The sequence below is a fragment of the Streptomyces coeruleofuscus genome, assembly GCF_039532725.1.
Lineage (GTDB): Bacteria > Actinomycetota > Actinomycetes > Streptomycetales > Streptomycetaceae > Streptomyces > Streptomyces coeruleofuscus.
Genome location: NZ_BAAASE010000003.1, coordinates 294,431 through 315,719, shown reverse-complemented (window position 1 = coordinate 315,719; position 21,289 = coordinate 294,431). Strand labels below are relative to the sequence as shown.

Genomic DNA, 21,289 nt, shown 5'->3' with positions numbered 1-21,289 from the left:
CCGCACGGGTCAGGGCCGCTCCGCCGTGACGGTCCGGTACGCGATCTCCGCCAGCCGGGCCTGTCCGTTCACGCTCGGGTGGAAGTAGTCCCAGCGGCTCAACTGGGCGGTGCCGAAGCGGTAGTCGTACACCGCGCCCCCGTCGTGGCGGCACCGCTCGTCCTTCGCGCAGACCTCCTTCAGGACCTTGTTGTAGTCCTCCACCCGCTTCTGCACCGTGCTTCGCCGCAGGTTCGCCGCCGAGTCCAGGGCGTCCGCGTCACCCAGCATCGACGGGCAGATGCCCAGTTGCCAGATCTGCTTGCCCATCGGGCTGGTGCGGCCCTCGGACCACAGCCGCTTCAGGTTCGGCACGCTCGCCACGAACACCTGCGCCTTGGGCAGTGCCTTGCGCAGGGAGCGCAGGGAGTCCTCGAAGTCGGCGCGGAACTCGGGGACCGGAGTCATCGCCGCGGGGGTGGCCCGGCACGCGTCGTTCGCCCCGACCATCACCGTCACCAGCTGCGGCTTCCGCCGCACCGCCTGGGCGATCTGCCCGGGCAGGTCCGCCATCCGCGCCCCGGTCACGGCGTAGTTCCAGCTCCGCTCCGCGGCCCCGGCCCGCCCCAGCAGCCGTACGGCGAGGGAGTCCACCTCGGGGCTCGCACCCGTCGCCCAGGACGCCTGCGGGCAGTCCGACAGCACCTCACAGGCGTCGAAACCCCGCGTGATGGAATCGCCCACGGCCGCGACGGAACTCGGGCTGCGGTCCCACAGGGGTGTGGGCTTCGGGGACGGCTTGGCGGTAGCGGACGGGGCGGGGGAGTCGCCCCCGACGGCATCACATCCGGCGGCACCCAGGGCGGCCGCCACGGCCAGGGCGAGAACGACCCGTGGGCGGTGGCTCCGCTTCCGCATCCCTGGTCCTTCCCTCGCCGCGCCGTGTCTGTCTCCCAACCAATAACAACGCACGAGGGTTCCCGACCGATCAGGTGCAACGGCTCACACCCGTACAAGCGTCCCCCTGGGTGAATGGCGGGCGTTTCCCGGCCCCGGGACCGACCGTACGTCACACTCCTTGCGTCACCGCACGGTAGCCTCGCCATCAACGTGACCCGCCCGGTCACAGCCGTTCCGCCCGTTTCCAAGATGTCCCGCTCTGCCCGGAGGTTCCGGTGACGACACGTGGAGTTCTGTACGTGCACTCGGCGCCGCGCGCGCTGTGCCCGCACGTCGAGTGGGCCGTCGCCGGGGTGCTCGGTACGCGCGTCAGCCTGGACTGGATCCGTCAGCCCGCCGCCCCGGGCACCTGGCGCTCGGAGTTCTCCTGGCAGGGCCAGGTGGGCACGGCGTCGAAGCTGGCGTCGGCGCTGCGCGGCTGGAACCTCCTCCGCTTCGAGGTCACCGCGGAACCCTGCCCCACCGCCGAGGGCGAGCGCTACAGCTGCACTCCCGACCTGGGCATCTTCCACGCCGTCACCGGCATGCACGGCGACATCCTCATCCCCGAGGACCGCCTGCGCGCGGCCCTGCAACGCAGCCAGCGCGGCGAAACGGACCTGGAGGCCGAGCTCAACAAACTCCTGGGCAAGCCCTGGGACGACGAGCTGGAACCCTTCCGCTACGCGGGCGAAGGCGCCCCGGTCCGCTGGCTGCACCAGGTGGTGTGATCACTTCTCGGCATGCGTGAAGGGCCCCCACCGAGCGGTGGGGGCCCTTCACGTCGTACAGGGGGAAGGCAGGCCTTCTCAGATCGTCCGGAACGCCAGCACCACGTTGTGCCCACCGAACCCGAACGAGTCGTTCAACGCGGCGATACGCCCGTCGACCGGCAGCTTCCGAGCCTCACCCCGGACGACATCGGCGTGCGCCTCGGCCTCCGGGTCGAGGTTCTCCACGTTGATCGTGGGCGGAGCCACCCGGTGGTACAGCGCGAGCACGGTCGCCACCGTCTCGACACCACCCGCACCACCCAGCAGGTGCCCGGTCATCGACTTCGTCGCGGACACCGCGAAGTGGTCGGTGTCGTCACCGAACACCTTCCGCAGCGCCTTCAACTCGGCGATGTCACCGGCCGGCGTCGACGTCGCGTGCGCGTTGACGTGCACGATCTCCGCCGGGTCCAGGTCGGTCCGCTCCAGCAGGTTCTGGAGGGCCTGCGAGATGCCCCGCCCCTCCGGCTCCGGCTGCACGATGTCGTGGCTGTCGGCGGAGATGCCCTGCCCGACGGCCTCGGCGTACACGCGGGCACCGCGCTTGGCGGCGTGCTCGGCGGACTCCAGGACGACGACACCGGCGCCCTCGCCGAGGACGAAGCCGTCACGGGCCACGTCGTAGGGACGCGACGCGCCCTGCGGGTCGTCGTTGTTCTTGGACATCGCCATCATGTTGCCGAACGCGGCGATGGGCAGCGGGTGGATCGCCGCCTCCGTACCACCGGCGACGACGACATCGGCACGGCCGGTGCGGATCATCTCGATGGCGTAGCCGATGGCCTCGGCGCCCGAGGCGCAGGCGGAGACCGGGGTGTGCACGCCCGCCCGGGCACCCACGGCCAACCCCACGTTGGCCGACGGGCTGTTGGGCATCAGCATGGGCACGGTGTGCGGGGAGACGCGGCGGACGCCCTTCTCCTTGAGCACGTCGTACTGGTCGAGCAGCGTGGTCACGCCGCCGATGCCGGAGGCGATGACAGCGCCGAGCCGGTCCGGGTCGACGGCCGGGTCCTCGCCGGCCTTCGCCTCGAAACCGGCGTCCGCCCATGCCTCCTTGGCCGCGACCAGCGCGAACTGGGCCGAGCGGTCGAGTCGGCGGGCCTGCGGCCGGGGGATGACCTCGGTCGGCTCCACGGCGACGGGGGCGGCGATCTTGACCGCCTGCTCGGCGGCCCAATCCTGCTCCAGGGGCTTGACACCGGAACGTCCGGCGACGAGGCCCTCCCAGGTAGAGGCTACGTCGCCACCCAGCGGTGTGGTTGCGCCGATACCGGTGACGACCACGGTGCGATTGGTCGAGCTCACGGGAATTCTTTCTCCAACGGATCCGAGGATTAAGCGGCGCCACCGCCGGGTGGCGGGGCAGTCAGCCCAGGGGCCTGATCGGTCGATCAGCCCTGGTGCTTGAGGATGTAGTCGGTCGCGTCGCCGACGGTCTTGAGGTTCTTGACGTCCTCGTCCGGGATCTTGACGTCGAAGCGCTCTTCGGCGGCGACGACGACCTCGACCATGGACAGCGAGTCGACGTCCAGGTCGTCGGTGAAGGACTTGTCCAGCTGGACGTCCTCAACCGGGATGCCGGCGATCTCGTTCACGATCTCGGCGAGACCGGCGACGATCTCTTCCTGAGTGGCGGCCATGTCGGCGCTCCTTCGTAGATATTCCAGAGGGTGTGGCAGGTGTTTCTCCGGTGCCGGACCGCATGATCCGGCACGGAGTGCCTAGGGGAGGGTAACGACAGTCGCGGCGTAGACGAGACCCGCCCCGAAGCCGATGACGAGCGCGGTGTCGCCGCTCTTCGCCTCGCCGGTCGCCAGGAGCCGCTCCATCGCGAGCGGGATCGAGGCGGCCGAGGTGTTGCCGGTGGTGCGGATGTCACGGGCGACCGTGACGTGCTCCGGCAGTTTCAGCGTCTTCACCATCGAGTCGATGATCCGCACGTTGGCCTGGTGCGGGATGAAGACGTCCAGGTCGTCCACGGTGATCCCGGCCGCGTCCAGCGCCTGCTGGGCGACCTTCGCCATCTCGAACACGGCCCAGCGGAACACCGCCTGGCCTTCCTGGGTGATCGCGGGGAACTTCTCGACCGTCCCGTCCCGGTAGTCCGTCCACGGCACGGTCTGCTTGATGGTCTCGGACTTGTCGCCCTCCGAGCCCCACACGGTCGGGCCGATCTCGGGCTCCTGGGACGGGCCGACCACGACCGCGCCGGCACCGTCGCCGAACAGGAAGGCCGTCGCCCGGTCCTCCAGGTCGGTGAGGTCGCTCAGCCGCTCGACGCCGATCACCAGGACGTACTCCGCCGAGCCCTCGACGATCATTCCCTTGGCGAGCGTGAGGCCGTAGCCGAAGCCCGCGCAGCCCGCCGAGATGTCGAAGGCGGCGGCCTTGTCGGTGCCCAGCTTGTCGGCGATCTCGGTGGCGACGGCCGGGGTCTGCTTGAAGTGCGAGACGGTGGAGACGATCACGCCGCCGATCTGCTCGACGGAGATGCCCGCGTCCGCGATGGCCTTGCCGGAGGCCTCCAGCGACATCGCGGCGACGGTCTCCTCGTCCGAGGCCCAGTGCCGCGTCTCGATGCCGGAGCGCGAGCGGATCCACTCGTCGGACGACTCGATCGTCTCCAGGATCACCTCGTTCGGCACGACCCGGGTCGGACGGTAGCCGCCGACGCCGAGGATGCGCGCGTACGGGGCGCCCTTGCTGGGCTTGATCTTCGCCATGCTCTCCGGCTCCTTGTCAGGCACTGTGCTCGGCGATGAGCTCGCGAGCCGCGTCGAGGTCGGCGGGGGACTTCAGGGCCAGCGTCTTCACACCGGGCAGGGCACGCTTGGCCAGCCCGGTGAGGGTCCCGCCGGGGCACACCTCGATCAGGGCGGTGACTCCGAGCTCCTTGAACGTCTCCATGCACAGGTCCCAGCGGACCGGGTTGGCGACCTGGCCGACCAGACGATCCAGCACCTCGGTGCCGGCGGCGACCGCCTGCCCGTCCTTGTTGGAGACGTAGGTGACCTTCGGGTCGCCGGGCGTCAGGGCCTCGGCGGCCTTCGCCAGCGTGTCGACCGCGGGGGCCATGTGGTGGGTGTGGAACGCGCCGGCCACCTTCAGCGCGACGACCTTGCGCACGCCCTCGGGCTTGTCCGCCTCCAGCGCGGCGAGCTGCTCCTTGGTGCCGGCCGCGACGATCTGGCCCGCGCCGTTGATGTTCGCCGGGGTCAGGCCCAGCTTCTCCAGGTGCGGAACCGTCACTTCGGGGTCGCCGCCGAGGAGAGCGGCCATGCCGGTCTCGGTGACGGCGGCGGCCTCGGCCATGGCGAGTCCACGGGTGCGGACGAGGCGGAGCGCCTCCTCGTGGGGGAGCACTCCGGCGAGCGAGGCCGCGGTGATCTCACCGACGCTGTGCCCGGCGATGGCGCCGACCTTGCCCGGCAGCTCGGCCGGGTCGTCGAAGAGCATGTACGCGGACGCCAGTCCGGCCGCGACCAGCAGCGGCTGCGCCACCGCGGTGTCGCGGATCTCCTCCGCGTCGGCCTCGGTGCCGTAACGGATCAGGTCGAGTCCCACGGCGTCCGACCAGGCCTCGAGGGCACCGCGGACACCGGGGAAGTCGAGCCATGCAGTCAGGAAGCCGGGCGTCTGGGCGCCCTGGCCGGGAGCGACGAGTACGAGCACTCTCACACTCTCTCTTGAGGACGGGCACGGCCGCCCGTGGGGACAGGGACGAAGAACACGAGGGGGTTTTGTCGAGCCCCGACAAAACCTTAGGGCTGCGGATCTCCATCGACCAGACGCCCCAGGATCAATGCGATCCGAAGTGTGAACGCAGAGCGTACATCGGAGGGTGACCAGCCGGTGACGTCAGTCACACGTCGAAGCCGGTAGCGGACGGTGTTGGGATGGACGAACAGCATCCGGGCGGCGCCCTCCAGACTGCTCGCCTGTTCGAGATAGACGCTGAGGGTCTCCAGGAGCGCGGCCCCGGCCTCCTCCAGCGGTCTGTAGATCTCCTCCACCAGTTGCTCACGGGCCGAGGGGTCACCGGCCATCGCCCGCTCCGGCAGCAGGTCGTCGGCCAGCACCGGGCGCGGGGCGTCCTGCCAGGCGGAACACGCCTTGAGGCCCGCCGCCGCGGCCTGCGCGGACCGGGTCGCGGCCTGCAGATCCGGCACCACCGGGCCCGCCACGACCGGCCCGGCGGCGAACGGGCCGATGAGCGACTTGGCGACGGCCAGCGGGTTGTCGCTGCCGCCCGCGATGACGACCAGCCGGTCGCCGAGCACCCCGGTGAGCACCTGGAGCTTGGCGTGCCGGGCCGCGCGTCGTATGGCCTCGACGGTCAGTTCGCTGTCCCCGTCGGGCGCCGTCCCGAGCACGACACACACGTGCTCGGGCGAGTTCCACCCGAGGGCGGCGGCCCGCGACACGGCTCCCTCGTCGGCCTCGCCGCTGAGCACGGCGTTCACCACCAGGGACTCGAGCCGGGCGTCCCAGGCGCCGCGCGCCTCGGCGGCCTGCGCGTACACCTGGGCGGTCGCGAAGGCGATCTCCCGGGCGTACACGAGCAGGGCCTCGCGCAGCACGTTCTCGTCGCCCGGGGCCGCGACCTCGTCGATCGCGCTCTCCATGACCTCGATGGTGGTGCGCACCATCTCCACGGTCTGCCGCAGCGTGATCGCCCGGGTCAGCTCGCGGGGCGCGGTTCCGAACACGTCGGTGGAGATGGCCTGCGGGGCGTCCGGACGCCGGAACCACTCGGTGAAGGCGGCGATACCCGCCTGCGCGACCAGACCGATCCAGGAACGGTTCTCCGGGGGCATGGCCCGGTACCAGGGCAGCGTCTCGTCCATCCGCGCGATGGCCTGCGCGGCGAGCGATCCGGACGACTTCTCCAGCCGCTTCAGCGTCGCGGCATGCGGGTGGACGTCGTGTGCTGCGGCTTCGTTCTTGCTGGTTTCGGGTTCGGGCACGGGACAAGACTGCCTTATCCGGACGGGAAGGTGCGTCGCCGGGTCTACGGTGGACTCCGTGATGGACGTACGGCGCGCTGACGAGCGCTACCGAGGTGGCGACCCGGCGGCCGGAATCGAGAGCCGGCACGCCTTCTCCTTCGGCCCCCACTACGACCCGGACAACCTCCGTTTCGGCGCGGTGATCGCCTGCAACGAGGAGCACCTGGCGCCCGGCGCCGGCTTCGACGAGCATCCGCACAGCCACACCGAGATCGTGACGTGGGTGGTCGAGGGGGAGCTGACGCACCGGGACTCCGCCGGCCACGAGTCGGTGGTGCGCCACGGAGACGTGCAGCGGCTCAGCTCGGCGGGCGGGGTGCGCCACGTGGAGCGCAACGACGGCCCCGGCCCCCTCACCTTCGTCCAGATGTGGCTGGCCCCGCTCCGGCCCGGCGGCGACGGGTACTACGAGGTCGTCCACGGCATCGCCGACTCGACGCCCTACGCCGTCCCGGAGGCCGGCGCGATGCTGCACGTACGGCGCCTGGGGGCGGGGGAGCGGACGGCGGTACCGGACGCGGCGTACGCGTACGTGCACGTCGTACGCGGTGAGGTACGCCTGGACGGCGAGACGCTGGGCACCGGCGACGCGGCCCGGATCACCGGCGGCAAGGGCCTGGAGGCCGAGGGCGTGACGGAAGCGGAGCTGCTGGTCTGGGAGATGACCTAGAGCTCCGCGAGCACCGCGTCCGTGAACGCCGGCCACGCCTCGATCGCCCACGGCCCGAACGCCCGGTCCGTCAGCGCGACGCACGCGGCCCGCGTGCCGGGGTCGATCCACAGGAACGTCCCGGACTGCCCGAAGTGACCGAACGTGCGCGGCGAGGACGAAGAGCCCGTCCAGTGCGGCGACTTGGAGTCGCGGATCTCGAAGCCGAGCCCCCAGTCGTTGGGGTTCTGGTGCCCGTACCCCGGCAGCACGCCCTTCGTGCCCGGGTAGTGCACGGTCATCGCCTCGGCGACCGTACGCGGGTCCAGCAGGCGCGGGGCCTGCACCTCGGCCGCGAACCGCAGCAGGTCCTCGACCGTGGACACGCCGTCCTTGGCCGGAGAGCCGTCGAGGGTCGTCGAGGCCATCCCCAGTGGCTCCAGCACGGCCTGCCGCAGGTACTCCCCGAACGGGATGTCGGTCGCCTTCGCGACATGGTCGCCGAGCTGCTCGAAGCCGGCGTTCGAGTACAGCCGCCGTTCCCCGGGCGCGGCCGTGACCTTGTGCTCGTCGAAGGCGAGGCCCGAGGTGTGGGCGAGCAGGTGCCGGACCGTCGAGCCGGCCGGACCGGCGGGCTCGTCGAGTTCGATGGCCCCCTCCTCGTACGCGACGAGGACCGCGTAGGCGGCGAGCGGCTTGGTCACCGACGCGAGCGGGAACCGCTGTCCGGCCGGTCCGTGGGTGCCCAGGACGGTGCCGTCCGCTCGTACGACACCCGCAGCGGCGGTGGGAACCGGCCAGTTCTCGATCAACGCGAGGCTCTTCAGCGACATGCGTTCGAGCCTATGCGCTCAGAGCGTCAGCTCCAGCAAGGGGTCGGGCTTGGGCCGGAAACCGAGGGAGACGTACAGCGGCTGGGCCTCCGGGGAGGCGGTGAGCTGCACGCGCCGGGCGCCGCGCTCGCGGAACCACTCCAGCAGCGTGGTCATGCACGCGCGGGCGTACCCACGGCGCCGGGCGGACGGGTCGGTGGCGACACTGAAGACGAAACCCACCATGCCCTGCGGATCGCCCGACTTGCCGATGCGGTAGTCGATCGTCCCGGCCACCAGCGAGGCCAGCGTGCCCGGCCGTTCGGGGTGGTCCACCACGAACGCCGTGAAGTCCCCGCCCGAGGCGCCCAGTTTGGCCTTCAGCGTGGGCAGCGACTCCCCGTGCCAGGCGGTGGCGGGGTCGCCGAACAGCGAGTCGATCATGATCTGGCGCAGACGCAGGACTTCCTCGGCGTCCTCGGGCAGGGCGCGGCGTACGACACTCATGACGCCCTACGCTAACCAGCCCGATCAAGAAGTGTCCTGCCGATTTCTTACCGTCGGCGCTTGCTTGGAGTGCACTCCAAGGTTCTAGCGTTGGGGCATGACGGTGATGGAGACCACGGGTACCAGGACCGACACCTGCGCCGGCCCGCCGCAGCAGAACCGGCGTCCGGACGGCCAGGACCGCTACACGATCAGCGAGGTCGTCGCCCTGACGGGCCTGACGGCGCACACCCTGCGCTGGTACGAGCGCATCGGCCTGATGCCGCACATCGACCGGTCCCACACCGGCCAGCGCCGCTACACCAACCGCGACCTCGACTGGCTCGACCTCGTGGGCAAGCTCCGCCTGACGGGCATGCCGGTCGCGGACATGGTCCGGTACGCGGAACTCGTGCGTGAGGGCGACCACACCTACGGCGAGCGCTTCGAGCTGCTGAAGACGACCCGCGAGGACGTGCTGGCCAGGATCGACGAACTCCGGGGCACGCTCGCCGTGCTCGACAGGAAGATCAGTTTCTACGCGGACGCCGGGCGTGCCCTGGCGTCGGAGAGGTCCCGATGACGGACGGCAGGATCACGACGGCGAAGCTCGGCGACCACGGCCCCGAGGTGGGTGTCCAGGGCCTCGGCTGCATGGGCATGAGCTTCGCCTACGGCCCCGTGGACGCCGACGCGTCCCGGGCCACCCTCGAACGGGCGCTCGAACTGGGCGTCACCTTCTACGACACGGCCGACGCGTACGGCGCCGGCGAGAACGAGCGGTTCCTCTCGCCGTTCTTCAAGGCCCACCGCGACGAGGTCGTCATCGCGACCAAGTTCGCCCTGTCGATCCCCCCGGACGACCCGACGCGACGCGTCATCCGCAACGACCCGCCCTACATCCGCCAGGCCGTGGAAGCGAGCCTGAAGCGCCTCGACGTCGACGTCATCGACCTCTACTACATGCACCGGCGCGATGTGAACGTGCCGATCGAGGAGAGCGTCGGCACCATGGCCGACCTGGTCCGCGAGGGCAAGGTCAAGCACCTGGGCCTGAGCGAGGTGACGGCGGACGAACTCCGCGCCGCCCACGCGGTGCACCCGATCGCGGCCGTGCAGTCGGAGTGGTCGCTCTTCAGCCGTGACATCGAGCCGAAGGTCGTCCCCGCGGCCCGCGACCTGGGCGTGGCCCTGGTCCCCTACTCCCCGCTGGGCCGCGGCTTCCTCACGGGTTCCTTCGCCAAGGCCGAGGACCTGACCCCCGACGACTTCCGCCGCCAGCAGCCCCGTTTCACGGGCGACAACGCCACGGCCAACGCGACCCTGCTGGAACTCATCCGCTCGGTGGCCAAGGCTCACGACGCGTCCCTCGGCCAGATCGCCCTGGCCTGGGTCCAGCAGCAGGCGACGATCCGCGACCTACCGGTCATCCCGATCCCCGGCACGCGCAAGCCGTCCAGGGTGGAGGAGAACACGGCGGCGACCAGGATCGTCCTGACGGACGAGCAACTGGATCTGCTGGACGGCATCGCGGCCCAGGTGGCGGGCAACCGCTACGCGGACATGGCGTTCACTTCAGCAGGCCGTGAGTAAAGGTTCTCAGGGGCGCGGGGAACTGCGCGACCGGCCACGAAGCACCCGCACCCGCCGGCGCGCAGCACCCCGCAGACGCTAAAGCTCCGCCAACAACTCCGCCTTCTTGACCGAGAACTCCTCATCGGTCACCAACCCGGCCTGATGCAACTCCCCGAGATGCCGGATCCGCTCGGCGATATCCGCAGGATCACGCCGCGGCCCAGCCGCGGACACAGCCGCCACCGGACTCGACGTCCGCACCGCCGCCAACACCGCCGCAGCGAACGGCAGTGACTCGTGCACGGGCCCGTACCCCAGCCCGAACACCACCGCGGCAGGATCCTGGTCGGCCTGCGCAGCAGCCCCGGCCCCCGCCCCCGCCTCATCACGCCGCAGCAACCGCAGATGCCCCTCGAAGACTTCGGGCGACCGCCACTCCACCCCGTTCAGTTCCCCGACGGAGAAGCTCTGGTCCCCGGCCTTCCACTTCGCCGACGACGCTCCCGTCCAGAACCACCGGAAGTTCACGGTCCGCCCGTCGAACGAGGCCTTCCCGTCGTACGCCTTGAACGACAACGGCCCCTTGGGCGGCTCCACGAGGAACCGCTCCGCCGGTCCTGACTCCGTCAGCAGCCCTTGCAGTTCCTCGGCGTAGTACTCCGCGAGGACCTCCCGCTCGGCGGGCAGCACCAGCCGGTAGGGGTCGCCGCCGTCCTTGAGCTGCCCGGCGGCCGCCTCCATCAACGGGTCGGCACCGGGCCGCGGCTCGACGCGGAGCACCACCGTGCCGCGCTTCCCGCGGGTCAGTGTCACCCCGGCGATCGCCTCCAGGGGCACACGACGTTCCCCCAGCGCCTGGAAGAGCTTGGGTGTTCGAATTCCCCGCTCGTAACGGATGAGCACGGAGTCGGACTCGAACTCCCAGGCGGCATGCAATCCGGCCAGTACGTCACCCATGCGGCTCATCGTATGCGGCACGCGCTCCTCCGTCCCCCTCCCGAGCAGACCGCAATTCCTTCGCCTCTACGCGCGTCAGGCCGCCGCCGTGCCGGACAAACCGGTCCGGCAGACGCCGTCTTCGTGCGCGCAGTGCACCGAGCGGTATGCGCCAACGCCGATCTCTGCGAAATTCATCAGACTTGCCGTGCCCGGCTCGAAGTAGCCGGCGTGACCCTTCGCGCCCTGAGCCGACAGCACCCGCGCACCGAACCCGCTGGACACCGGGTCGGCCCCGTGGCCCAGCCCGCCGACCTCCAGGTACGGCACGTCCTGGATCCAGTCGTCGGCGTCCCGCATCGCCCACACCCGGGCGGTGGTCTGCAACTGGGCGGCCTTCTCCGCGCGCATGCCCGGGCTGCCGGCCACCGCGATGTCGGACACCCGGCCCGGCAGCGAGTGCGCGGCGACCCCGCACACCACCGAGCCGTAGCTGTGGCAGAACAGCGAGACCGGCGAGCCCCCCGGCAGTGCCCGCACCAACGCGTTCAGCCGTACGGCCCCTTCCTTGGCGCGCATCGCCGTGGCCGAGTCGATGCCGAGTCCGCTGGGTGCCGTGTAGTCGGCCCAGGCGATCACGGCCGTACGGGTCGAGGGGCTCGTCGCCCGCTCGGCCGCGTACAGGGACTCGGCCATGCCGACGGGCGCCGAGTACTTGCGGCGGGTGCGCTGGAAGGTGAGCAGGTCGGTGTCCACCCCGGGGACGACGACCGAGACCCGGTCCGCCTCGCGCAGGTCGCCGAAGACCTCCGCCACCCGCCCCGAACCGTCGGGGTCGAAGGCGAGGATGCGGCGGTCCTTCTCCATGAGGTCTTCGTAGCGGTGCATCCGGCGGCTCGCCTCATGTTTCCCGGACGGGGTGAGACGGCTGTCGTGGATGCGCTCCCGCTCGACCTCGCGTGCTTGGCCGAGCGCGATGCGGTTGGCGCGGTAGCGCAGTTCGACCGGGGCGCCGTTCATGTTGCCGACCGCGAGCGGGTACTTGCGGACCAGGCTCCCGCGGTCCCGCTCGGTGAGCGAGGAGAAGAAGCGGGCCAGCTTCGCCGGCTGGGACTGCGGGTCCGGCAGCCGGTAGCCGCCGATGCGGCCGTCCTCCCAGGCGGAGAGCGAGGCTTGGAGCGGTGTGTCGCCCCGCTGGTTGCGCAGGGCGGTCCAGCCGGTGGTCGCCAGCATCACGAACACGACGGCCAGAGCGAGCAGTGCGCGCCAGACGTTGAGCTGCGGGGTGGTGTCGAAGGAAGTCACTGAAAGGACACACTAGGAGAACGAAGGGGTCTCGCGTTAACCAAGTGACCGGGATCACGTTTCGGTGAATGTGCTAAGGGGAGTGTCCCGTACGCCAGTTCCCGGCCAGGGCTGGACCCACCTGATCGAGGTAGGTGGCGGTCAGTTGACGCATTCCTTCGAGGGTGAGGTCGTCCCCCGCGGACCACAGTCGCTCGGTGACACGAATCACTCCGCCGAAGAGGGCCACGACGATCCTGGGCCGCGGATCCGCGTCCACGTCGAGCCCCTCGCGCTCGGCGATGATGCGCGCGAGCTCCTCCTCCAGTTCCGTCGCCCTCCGCAGATGGGCGGCGAGCAGTGCGGGCGTCGACTCGATCACCCGGTAGACGCGCATATGGACGTCGACCGGCACGATCTCCTCGATCGTCTCGTTGATCGTGTCCCAGCTCTCCAGCAGGGCCCGGCGCAGCGCCTCCAGCGGGGCCTCTCCCGGCGGGCGGGCCCGTACGGCCTCGACGACCTGCGTCTCCGCGAGCCGCGTCACGTAGAACGCCGTCTCCTCCTTGCCGGCGAAGTAGCGGAAGAAGGTGCGCTGCGAGACGTCGACGGCGGCGGCGATGTCGTCGACGGTCGTCTCCTCGTACCCGCGCGTGGCGAACAGTTCCAGGGCGGCCCGCAGCAGCGCGTCCCGGGTGCGCTGTTTCTTGCGTTCGCGCAGGTTCAAGAGGTGCCTTTCTCTGAAGGGTCTGCCCAGTTCAGGCTATATGGAGGGTGTCGTGTCAGTTACCGACTTGTGAATTGGTTTGTCAATTGTCAGTGACTGTCATTAGCCTCGAAGCATGACTAGTCAGACCACCATCGACACGACGGGGTCGGGGGGCAAGGCACCGGCGACGCCGTCGGGCGCGACGCCGGGCAAGGGGCTGCGAGGGCACCCCTGGCTCACCCTCATCACCGTCGCTGTGGGGGTCATGATGGTGGCCCTCGACGGCACCATCGTGGCGATAGCCAACCCCGCCATACAGAAGGACCTCGGCGCCACCTTCGCCCAGGTCCAGTGGATCACCAACGGATACTTCCTCGCCCTCGCGGTCTCCCTGATCACCGCGGGCAAGCTCGGCGACCGCTTCGGTCACCGGCAGACCTTCCTCATCGGCGTCGTCGGCTTCGCCGCCGCCTCGGGGGCCATCGGTCTGTCCGACAGCATCGCGCTGGTCGTCACCTTCCGCGTCCTCCAGGGTCTCTTCGGCGCGCTGCTGATGCCGGCCGCGCTCGGCCTGCTGCGCGCCACCTTCCCGGCCGAGAAGCTCAACATGGCGATCGGCATCTGGGGCATGGTCATCGGCGCGTCCACCGCGGGCGGTCCGATCCTCGGCGGCGTGCTCGTCGAGCACGTCAACTGGCAGTCGGTGTTCTTCATCAACGTGCCGGTCGGTGTCCTCGCCGTCGTCCTCGGCGTCTGGATCCTCCTCGACCACCGCGCCGAGAACGCCCCGCGCTCCTTCGACATCCTCGGCATCGCCCTGCTGTCCGCCGCGATGTTCTGCCTGGTCTGGGCCTTGATCAAGGCTCCGGAGTGGGGCTGGGGCGACGGCAGGACGTGGGCGTTCATCGTCGCGTCGGTCGTGGGCTTCGCGCTGTTCGCCTTGTGGGAGACGAAGGTCAGGGAGCCGCTGATCCCGCTGGCGCTGTTCCGTTCCGTCCCGCTGTCCGCGGGTGTCGTGCTGATGATCCTGATGGCCATCGCCTTCATGGGCGGGCTGTTCTTCGTGACGTTCTACCTCCAGAACGTGCACGGCATGAGCCCGATCGACGCCGGACTGCACCTGCTCCCGCTCACCGGCATGATGATCGTCGGCTCGCCGCTCGCCGGCGCGATGATCACCAAGGTCGGCCCGCGGATCCCGCTCGCGGGCGGTATGGCGCTCACCGCGATCGCCATGTACGGGATGTCGACGCTGGAGACCGACACCGGCAGCGGCATCATGTCGGTCTGGTTCGCCCTGCTCGGCCTCGGCCTCGCGCCGGTCATGGTCGGCGCGACCGAAGTCATCGTCGGCAACGCCCCGATGGAGCTGTCGGGCGTGGCGGGCGGTCTCCAGCAGGCCGCCATGCAGATCGGCGGCAGCCTCGGCACGGCCGTGCTGGGCGCCGTGATGGCCTCCAAGGTCGACAGCGACCTCGCGGGCAACTGGACGAAGGCGGGGCTTCCGCCGCTGACGCCGGAGCAGGAGCACCAGGCGTCCGAGGCCGTCCAGGTCGGTGTGCCGCCGGTGGCGCCGGGGACGCCGGACGCGATCGCCGCGAAGATCACGGGCGTCGCGCACGACACGTTCATCTCCGGCATGAGCGCGGCGTCCCTCGTCGCCGCCGGTGTCGCCGTGGTGGCGGTGCTGGTGGCGTTCCTCACCAAGCGCGGTGAGAACGCCGGCGCCGGAGCGGGCGCCGCGCACATCTGACGGTCTCTCCCGGGTGTTCGCCTATCAGGGTGAACAAGACCGCCGACCACTCCCCTCCGGCGGGCATCGCAGGTCACAGTGGGTCAAGTCCTCCGCAGGGCATGGAGGACGGACGCTGCGGCGCGCTGCTGGAGGGGGGCAGCGCGCAAGCAGCGGGATTGAGGCCCGTTTTGGGGGTACTCGCCATGTCGTACCCGAAGACCGAACCCCAACCGACCGAGGGTTTACGGGAGTTGATGATGGCGAGCTTCGGACACGGAACGCGCAGGCACCCCCGCTCACGTGGCCGGACGTGGTCACGGACCGGGCCGGATCGCGCGACGCTCGGAATCATCGGTGTCATCTGCGCGGTTGCCGGATTCTTCGTGCTGGGGATCATCCTCGGCCCCGCGGCGATCGTCTGCGGCTGGCTCGCCATGGGCCGCACCTGGTCGGGTTCCCGCCCGGCCACGGCCGTGGTCGCCCTCGTACTGGGCGCCATCGACACGCTCCTGGCCATCATCTGGCTGGCCGGAGCGACAACCCCGGGCAACGGCATGCTGTTCTGACCCGGGGACGTGAGGGAAGGGCCCCTGGCCACAGGCCGGGGGCCCACCTCTGTGCGCCGAGCACTACTCGACGGACGTCCCCTTCAACGCCGCCACCTCCCCCCGCAGCCGCCGCACCTCCTCCGTCAACTCCCGTATCGCCTCCGTCTGCCGCCGCTCCTCCACGTCGTCCTTCTCGAACCGCGCGATGAACCACGCCGCGATGTTCGCCGTCACCACACCCAGCAGGGCGATCCCGGACAGCATCAACCCCACCGCGAGCATCCGCCCCAGCCCGGTGGTCGGTGAATGATCCCCGTACCCCACGGTCGTCATCGTCGTGAACGACCACCACACCGCGTCACCCAGCGTCCGGATGTTCCCGTCCGGCGAGTCCCGCTCCACCGACAGCACCGCCAGCGACCCGAACATCAGCAGCCCGACCACCGCACCGCCGACATAGGTCGTCAGCCTTATCTGCGAGGCCATCCGGGCCCGCTGCCCGACCAGCAACAGCGTCGACACCAGCCGCAGCAACCGCATCGGCTGAATCATCGGCAGCAACACCGCGCCCAGGTCGAGCCAGTGCGTCCGTACGAACACCCTGCGCTGCTCGGCGAGCGCGAGCCGTACGACGTAGTCGAGTGCGAACGCACCCCACACCACCCACTCGACGGCCGTGCAGACCTCCACCACGTCCCGGCTCGCGTCGGGCCGGACGATCGGCACGGCGTAGGCGACGGCGAACGCCAGGGCCAGGCCGAAGAGGGGCCGCTGCGTTTGTTGTTCCCAACGGAGTTGGGCCGACTGCTGCTGCATGGCCGAATCGTAGGAAAGGTGAAGGGGTGGTGTGCCCACGGTGTACCCGTGAGGCTCACCACCCCTTGACAGGGCCTGGCGTCTTACGCGTCGCCGCCCGCGGCCCCAGGGTCGGCCGCCGACACGTCGAGCAGCTGGTACCGGTCGATGGCCTGCTTGAGCACCGACCGGTCGACCTTGCCCTCACGGGCCAGCTCCGTCAGCACCGCCACCACGATCGACTGCGCGTCGATGTGGAAGAAGCGCCGGGCCGCGCCCCGCGTGTCGGCGAAGCCGAAGCCGTCCGCGCCGAGCGACTGGTACGTCTGCGGCACCCAGCGCGCGATCTGGTCCGGAACCGCTCGCATCCAGTCGGACACGGCCACGACCGGACCCTGCGCGTCGGCCAGCTTCCGCGTCACGTACGGCACCCGCTGCTCCTCCTCGGGGTGCAGCAGGTTGTGCTCCTCACAGGCCACGGCCTCGCGCCGCAGCTCGTTCCAGGAGGTCGCCGACCAGACGTCGGCCTTGACGTTCCAGTCCTCCGCGAGGATCCTCTGCGCCTCGACCGCCCACGGCACCGCGACACCCGACGCCATGATCTGCGCCGGGATCGAGCCGCCGGTGCCCTCGCTGAAGCGGTACACGCCCTTGAGGATGCCGTCGACGTCCACGTTCTCCGGCTCGGCCGGGTGCTGGATCGGCTCGTTGTAGACGGTCAGGTAGTAGAAGACGTCCTCGCCGTGCGGGTGCTCCTCGGAGCTGCCGTACATCCGGCGCAGGCCGTCCCTGACGATGTGCGCGATCTCGAAGCCGAACGCCGGGTCGTACGACACGCAGCCGGGGTTCGTGGAGGCCAGCAGCTGCGAGTGGCCGTCGGCGTGCTGGAGGCCCTCACCGGTCAGGGTCGTACGGCCGGCGGTCGCGCCCAGGACGAAGCCGCGGGCCAGCTGGTCGGCCATCTGCCAGAACTGGTCGCCGGTGCGCTGGAAGCCGAACATCGAGTAGAAGACGTAGACCGGGATCAGCGGCTCGCCGTGGGTCGCGTAGGCCGAGCCGGCGGCGATCAGGGACGCCGTGCAGCCCGCCTCCGAGATGCCGTCGTGCAGCATCTGGCCGTTCGGCGCCTCCTTGTAGGCGAGCAGCAGGTCACGGTCGACCGACTCGTACTGCTGGCCGAGCGGGTTGTAGATCTTCGCGCTCGGGAAGAACGAGTCCATGCCGAACGTGCGGTACTCGTCCGGCGCGATCAGCACGAACCGCTTGCCGATCTCCTTGTCCCGCATGAGGTCCTTGAGGAGACGGACGAACGCCATCGTCGTCGCGATGGACTGCTGGCCCGAGCCCTTCTTCACCGTCGCGTACGTCTTGTCCTCGGGCAGCGGCAGCGGCTTGGACCGGACGACGCGCGTGGGGACGTAACCGCCGAGCGACCTGCGGCGGTCATGCATGTACTGGAGCTCCTCCGACTCCGGGCCCGGGTGGTAGTACGGCGGCACGCCGGACTCCAGCTCCTTGTCCGGGATCGGCAGGTGCAGCCGGTCGCGGAAGCGCTTCAGGTCGTCGACCGTCAGCTTCTTCATCTGGTGCGTGGCGTTGCGGCCCTCGAAGTTCGGGCCCAGCGTCCACCCCTTGATCGTCTTGGCGAGGATCACCGTCGGCTGGCCCTTGTGCTCCACGGCCGCCTTGTACGCCGCGAAGATCTTCCGGTGGTCGTGACCGCCGCGGCCCAGGTGCAGGATCTGGTCGTCGGTCATGCCCTCGACCATCGCGCGCAGGCGGTGGTCGTCACCGAAGAAGTGGTCGCGGATGTACGCGCCGGTCTCCGTGGCGTAGGTCTGGAACTGCCCGTCCGGCGTGGTGTTCATCTTGTTGACCAGCACGCCGTCGCGGTCCTGGGCCAGCAGCGGGTCCCAGGTGCGGTCCCAGACCAGCTTGATCACGTTCCAGCCGGCGCCGCGGAAGATGGACTCCAGCTCCTGGATGATCTTGCCGTTGCCGCGTACCGGCCCGTCGAGGCGCTGGAGGTTGCAGTTGACCACGAACGTGAGGTTGTCCAGGCCCTCGCGGGCGGCGATGGACAGCTGGCCCAGCGACTCCGGCTCGTCCATCTCGCCGTCACCGAGGAACGCCCAGACGTGCGACTTGGAGGTGTCGGCGATCCCGCGCGCCTCCATGTAGCGGTTCATGCGCGCCTGGTAGATCGCGCCGATCGGGCCGAGCCCCATCGACACCGTCGGGAATTCCCAGAAGTCCGGCATCGACCGCGGGTGCGGGTACGACGACAGCGCGTGCGGCGCCTTCGACTTCTCCTGGCGGAAGCCGTCGAGGTGCTGCTCGCTGAGCCGGTCCAGCAGGAAGGCGCGGGCGTAGATGCCCGGCGAGGCGTGCCCCTGGAAGAAGACCTGGTCGCCGCCGTCGCCCTCGTCCTTGCCGCGGAAGAAGTGGTTGAAGCCGACGTCGTAGAGGGAGGCGGAGGACGCGAACGTGGCGATGTGGCCGCCGACGCCGATGCCGGGGCGCTGGGCGCGGGACACCATCACCGCCGCGTTCCACCGGGTCGCGTTGAGGATCTTCCGCTCGATCTCCTCGTTGCCCGGGAAGAACGGCTCGCTCTTGGTGGGGATGGTGTTGACGTAGTCCGTGCTGCGCATCTCCGGCACGGCCACGCGCTTCTCGCGGGCCCGCTCGATCAGCCGCAGCATCAGGTAGCGGGCGCGTTCCCGGCCACGCTCGTCGACGGCGGCGTCGAGGCTGTCGAGCCACTCCTGCGTCTCTTCGGGATCGAAGTCAGGAACCTGACTCGGAAGGCCGCCAATGATGATCGGGTTGCGATCGGATGCGGAAGCCACGCTGTTCCTTACCTGTCAGAGGGCCTGCGAGGGCCGCTGTTTCGCTGGGGTCGCCGGTCGTCGGTCGTCGCTCTGGCCGCGCCGCTCCCCATGGTCCACCTCGGGGCCGTAAACGTCATCTCTACCCAGCGGTAACCCGGGCGTGGGAACGGCTCCGTGACGTATGGGGCGAATACCTTCGAGTCTCGTACCCACAGACGATTCCCAAACGCCCAAACAGGGCAGAAAGGTGTGGTGTGCGTCACCTTGGACCATGATGGTGTGCCTGGTGTTGCGGTGACACCGCCAGGATCGTCACCGTTTCGGCGGTCTGAACGGCCGGGTACTTGCGCGATCCGTCCCGCCCGTGTGGACTACGGCCAATGCTTCGCGCACGCGCGTGGCTGAGATATTTCCCAAGACATGATCAGGAGGCACCCCGTGAGCGCGACCGCGGACCACGCGGAGGAGCGGACGAACCCTGCCGCCAGGCTGGGGTTCCAGCCCGGGCAGGTGGTCCAGGAGATCGGCTACGACGACGACGTGGACCAGGAACTCCGCGAGGCCATTGAGGGCATCGTCGAGGGCGACCTGGTGGACGAGGACTACGACGACGTGGCCGACGCCGTTGTGCTGTGGTTCCGTGACGACGACGGCGACCTGACGGATGCGCTGGTCGATGCCACCACGTACATCGAAGAGGGCGGCGCGATCCTGCTCCTCACGCCGAAGACGGGCCGTTCGGGCTACGTCGAGCCGAGCGACATCTCGGAAGCCGCCACCACGGCGGGCCTGACGGCGTCGAAGAGCGTCAGCGTCGGCAAGGACTGGAGCGGCAGCCGGCTGGCGACACCCAAAGCCGCCAAGTCGAAGCGTTAGCCGTACGGCGCGTTCACGCGTCGGTCGTACGGAAGGGGCGGGCCGGCATCGTCGGCCCGCCCACCGGTCTGTGCCGGTCCCTGCGTAGGGTGTGTCCCGTTCGAGAAGCCCCATGAAGGGACACCCACAACGATGGCGATCCAGGTCGGCGAGAAGGCCCCCGACTTCGAGCTCAAGGACAACCACGGCGCGAGCGTGAAGCTGTCCGACTTCCGCGGTCGGAAGAACGTGGTGCTGCTCTTCTACCCCTTCGCCTTCACCGGCGTGTGCACCGGTGAGCTGTGCGAGCTGCGGGACAACCTGCCGCAGTTCTCGGACCGCGACACCCAGCTGCTCGCCGTCTCCAACGACTCCATCCACACGCTGCGCGTCTTCGCCGAGCAGGAGGGCCTGGAGTACCCGCTGCTGTCGGACTTCTGGCCGCACGGCAACGTCTCGCGCGCCTACGGCGTCTTCGACGAGGACAAGGGCTGCGCCGTGCGCGGCACCTTCGTCATCGACAAGGAGGGCGTCGTGCGCTGGACCGTCGTCAACGGCCTGCCGGACGCGCGCGACCTCAACGACTACGTGAAGGCGCTCGACACCCTGTGACGCCGGTCGGGCGTCATGCGCTCGACACCCGCCGATTTGTCGGCTCCAGGGCCTGCGAGGGGCGGGAACCCGTTACTAGGATCGACTCGTTGATCCGACATCCGAGCACCACGGGGCATCCCGCCCCTGAACACCTATGGAGGACTCGTGGGAGTCAGCCTCAGCAAGGGCGGCAACGTATCGCTGACCAAGGAGGCCCCGGGCCTGACCGCGGTCATCGTGGGTCTGGGGTGGGACATCCGCACCACGACCGGCACCGACTTCGACCTGGACGCCAGCGCGCTGCTGCTGAACTCGTCCGGCAAGGTCGCCAGTGACGCGCACTTCATCTTCTTCAACAACCTCAAGAGCCCCGAGGGCTCGGTCGAGCACACCGGTGACAACCTCACCGGTGAGGGCGAGGGCGACGACGAGCAGATCAAGATCGACCTCGCCGGTGTCCCGGCCGACGTCGAGAAGATCGTCTTCCCGGTCTCGATCTACGACGCCGAGACCCGCCAGCAGTCCTTCGGCCAGGTGCGCAACGCGTTCATCCGCGTCGTGAACCAGGCCGGCGGCGCCGAGATCGCCCGCTACGACCTGAGCGAGGACGCCTCCACCGAGACCGCCATGGTCTTCGGTGAGCTCTACCGGCACGGCGCCGAGTGGAAGTTCCGCGCCATCGGCCAGGGCTACGCCTCGGGTCTGCGCGGCATCGCGCAGGACTTCGGCGTGAACGTCTGAGCCACTCAAAGGTCCCTCTGTCCGGCGCCGCAC

At 69.8% G+C, this 21,289-nt stretch carries 22 protein-coding genes; 9 read left to right on the top strand and 13 right to left on the bottom strand.

Annotated features, from left to right (window positions below; all coding sequences use genetic code 11):
- Positions 1-9 precede the first annotated feature (9 nt).
- The gene (locus ABFX81_RS12700; protein ID WP_346138065.1) at positions 10-897 is read right to left on the bottom strand and encodes an SGNH/GDSL hydrolase family protein; all 888 of its coding nucleotides are present in this window, start codon (positions 895-897) and stop codon (positions 10-12) included.
- A 257-nt stretch (positions 898-1,154) separates the two neighbouring features.
- Here ABFX81_RS12700 and ABFX81_RS12695 point away from each other — a divergent pair, with 257 nt between their 5' ends.
- Entirely contained in the window at positions 1,155-1,649 is a 495-nt protein-coding gene (locus ABFX81_RS12695; protein ID WP_346138064.1) for a DUF3145 domain-containing protein, read from the top strand.
- Positions 1,650-1,727: 78 nt separating this feature from the next.
- Here ABFX81_RS12695 and fabF read toward each other — a convergent pair whose 3' ends face one another.
- The 5 genes from fabF to fasR all read right to left on the bottom strand — a co-directional run bounded on the left by fabF (position 1,728) and on the right by fasR (position 6,661).
- Positions 1,728-2,999 carry a beta-ketoacyl-ACP synthase II gene (gene fabF / locus ABFX81_RS12690; protein WP_346138063.1) on the bottom strand — a complete coding sequence of 424 codons (1,272 nt, stop codon included), beginning with the start codon at positions 2,997-2,999 and terminating at the stop codon, positions 1,728-1,730.
- Positions 3,000-3,085: 86 nt separating this feature from the next.
- A complete protein-coding gene (locus ABFX81_RS12685; RefSeq protein WP_003989952.1) occupies positions 3,086-3,334 on the bottom strand; it encodes an acyl carrier protein in 249 nt (82 codons plus the stop codon).
- A gap of 81 nt (positions 3,335-3,415) precedes the next feature.
- The gene (locus ABFX81_RS12680; protein ID WP_086839224.1) at positions 3,416-4,417 is read right to left on the bottom strand and encodes a ketoacyl-ACP synthase III; all 1,002 of its coding nucleotides are present in this window, start codon (positions 4,415-4,417) and stop codon (positions 3,416-3,418) included.
- 16 nt (positions 4,418-4,433) lie between these two features.
- Positions 4,434-5,366: an ACP S-malonyltransferase gene (locus ABFX81_RS12675; RefSeq protein WP_086839222.1), complete on the bottom strand. Its 933-nt coding sequence runs from the start codon at positions 5,364-5,366 to the stop codon at positions 4,434-4,436.
- A gap of 89 nt (positions 5,367-5,455) precedes the next feature.
- Positions 5,456-6,661, bottom strand: a complete 1,206-nt coding sequence (gene fasR, locus ABFX81_RS12670) for a fatty acid biosynthesis transcriptional regulator FasR (RefSeq protein ID WP_086839220.1) — start codon at positions 6,659-6,661, stop codon at positions 5,456-5,458.
- A gap of 61 nt (positions 6,662-6,722) precedes the next feature.
- Between fasR and ABFX81_RS12665 the strand changes: the two genes are divergently transcribed.
- On the top strand, positions 6,723-7,373 hold the full coding sequence (locus ABFX81_RS12665; RefSeq protein WP_086839257.1) for a pirin family protein: 651 nt from the start codon (positions 6,723-6,725) through the stop codon (positions 7,371-7,373).
- On the opposite strand, the gene ABFX81_RS12660 is transcribed toward ABFX81_RS12665, so the two are convergent.
- Positions 7,370-8,185, bottom strand: a complete 816-nt coding sequence (locus ABFX81_RS12660) for a serine hydrolase (RefSeq protein WP_086839218.1) — start codon at positions 8,183-8,185, stop codon at positions 7,370-7,372. The two genes, ABFX81_RS12665 and ABFX81_RS12660, sit on opposite strands and share 4 nt — an antisense overlap.
- 18 nt (positions 8,186-8,203) lie before the next feature.
- Positions 8,204-8,671, bottom strand: coding sequence for a GNAT family N-acetyltransferase (locus ABFX81_RS12655; RefSeq protein WP_086839216.1), 468 nt, complete (start codon positions 8,669-8,671; stop codon positions 8,204-8,206).
- Between the two features lie 97 nt (positions 8,672-8,768).
- Between ABFX81_RS12655 and ABFX81_RS12650 the strand changes: the two genes are divergently transcribed.
- Complete coding sequence (locus ABFX81_RS12650) at positions 8,769-9,233, top strand: MerR family transcriptional regulator (RefSeq protein ID WP_059415352.1); 465 nt, start codon at positions 8,769-8,771, stop codon at positions 9,231-9,233.
- The gene (locus ABFX81_RS12645) at positions 9,230-10,243 is read left to right on the top strand and encodes an aldo/keto reductase (RefSeq protein WP_086839214.1); all 1,014 of its coding nucleotides are present in this window, start codon (positions 9,230-9,232) and stop codon (positions 10,241-10,243) included. The genes ABFX81_RS12650 and ABFX81_RS12645 overlap by 4 nt, the downstream gene beginning before the upstream one ends.
- A gap of 78 nt (positions 10,244-10,321) precedes the next feature.
- On the opposite strand, the gene ABFX81_RS12640 is transcribed toward ABFX81_RS12645, so the two are convergent.
- The 3 genes from ABFX81_RS12640 to ABFX81_RS12630 form a co-directional block, all read right to left on the bottom strand.
- On the bottom strand, positions 10,322-11,191 hold the full coding sequence (locus tag ABFX81_RS12640) for a DUF4429 domain-containing protein (RefSeq protein WP_086839255.1): 870 nt from the start codon (positions 11,189-11,191) through the stop codon (positions 10,322-10,324).
- Positions 11,192-11,257: 66 nt separating this feature from the next.
- Entirely contained in the window at positions 11,258-12,466 is a 1,209-nt protein-coding gene (locus tag ABFX81_RS12635) for an alpha/beta hydrolase (protein WP_086839212.1), read from the bottom strand.
- Between the two features lie 73 nt (positions 12,467-12,539).
- The gene (locus ABFX81_RS12630) at positions 12,540-13,172 is read right to left on the bottom strand and encodes a TetR family transcriptional regulator (protein WP_086839210.1); all 633 of its coding nucleotides are present in this window, start codon (positions 13,170-13,172) and stop codon (positions 12,540-12,542) included.
- Between the two features lie 115 nt (positions 13,173-13,287).
- On the opposite strand from ABFX81_RS12630, the gene ABFX81_RS12625 reads away from it, so the two are divergent.
- Together ABFX81_RS12625 and ABFX81_RS12620 are read left to right on the top strand one after the other, a co-directional pair.
- Entirely contained in the window at positions 13,288-14,907 is a 1,620-nt protein-coding gene (locus tag ABFX81_RS12625) for a DHA2 family efflux MFS transporter permease subunit (protein WP_086839207.1), read from the top strand.
- Between the two features lie 236 nt (positions 14,908-15,143).
- Positions 15,144-15,455, top strand: coding sequence for a small hydrophobic protein (locus ABFX81_RS12620; RefSeq protein ID WP_086839254.1), 312 nt, complete (start codon positions 15,144-15,146; stop codon positions 15,453-15,455).
- A 63-nt stretch (positions 15,456-15,518) separates the two neighbouring features.
- On the opposite strand, the gene ABFX81_RS12615 is transcribed toward ABFX81_RS12620, so the two are convergent.
- On the bottom strand, positions 15,519-16,253 hold the full coding sequence (locus ABFX81_RS12615; protein WP_086839205.1) for an ion channel: 735 nt from the start codon (positions 16,251-16,253) through the stop codon (positions 15,519-15,521).
- Between the two features lie 83 nt (positions 16,254-16,336).
- Positions 16,337-19,084 (bottom strand): pyruvate dehydrogenase (acetyl-transferring), homodimeric type, encoded by a 2,748-nt coding sequence (aceE, locus tag ABFX81_RS12610; RefSeq protein WP_086839203.1) that lies wholly within the window; start codon positions 19,082-19,084, stop codon positions 16,337-16,339.
- Positions 19,085-19,504: 420 nt separating this feature from the next.
- On the opposite strand from aceE, the gene ABFX81_RS12605 reads away from it, so the two are divergent.
- The 3 genes from ABFX81_RS12605 to ABFX81_RS12595 all read left to right on the top strand — a co-directional run bounded on the left by ABFX81_RS12605 (position 19,505) and on the right by ABFX81_RS12595 (position 21,256).
- On the top strand, positions 19,505-19,942 hold the full coding sequence (locus tag ABFX81_RS12605) for a DUF3052 domain-containing protein (RefSeq protein WP_010048512.1): 438 nt from the start codon (positions 19,505-19,507) through the stop codon (positions 19,940-19,942).
- Positions 19,943-20,074: 132 nt separating this feature from the next.
- Positions 20,075-20,533, top strand: a complete 459-nt coding sequence (locus ABFX81_RS12600; protein ID WP_010048511.1) for a peroxiredoxin — start codon at positions 20,075-20,077, stop codon at positions 20,531-20,533.
- 147 nt (positions 20,534-20,680) lie between these two features.
- Positions 20,681-21,256 (top strand): calcium homeostasis/redox stress adaptation protein, encoded by a 576-nt coding sequence (locus ABFX81_RS12595; RefSeq protein ID WP_086839201.1) that lies wholly within the window; start codon positions 20,681-20,683, stop codon positions 21,254-21,256.
- Positions 21,257-21,289: the final 33 nt, after the last annotated feature.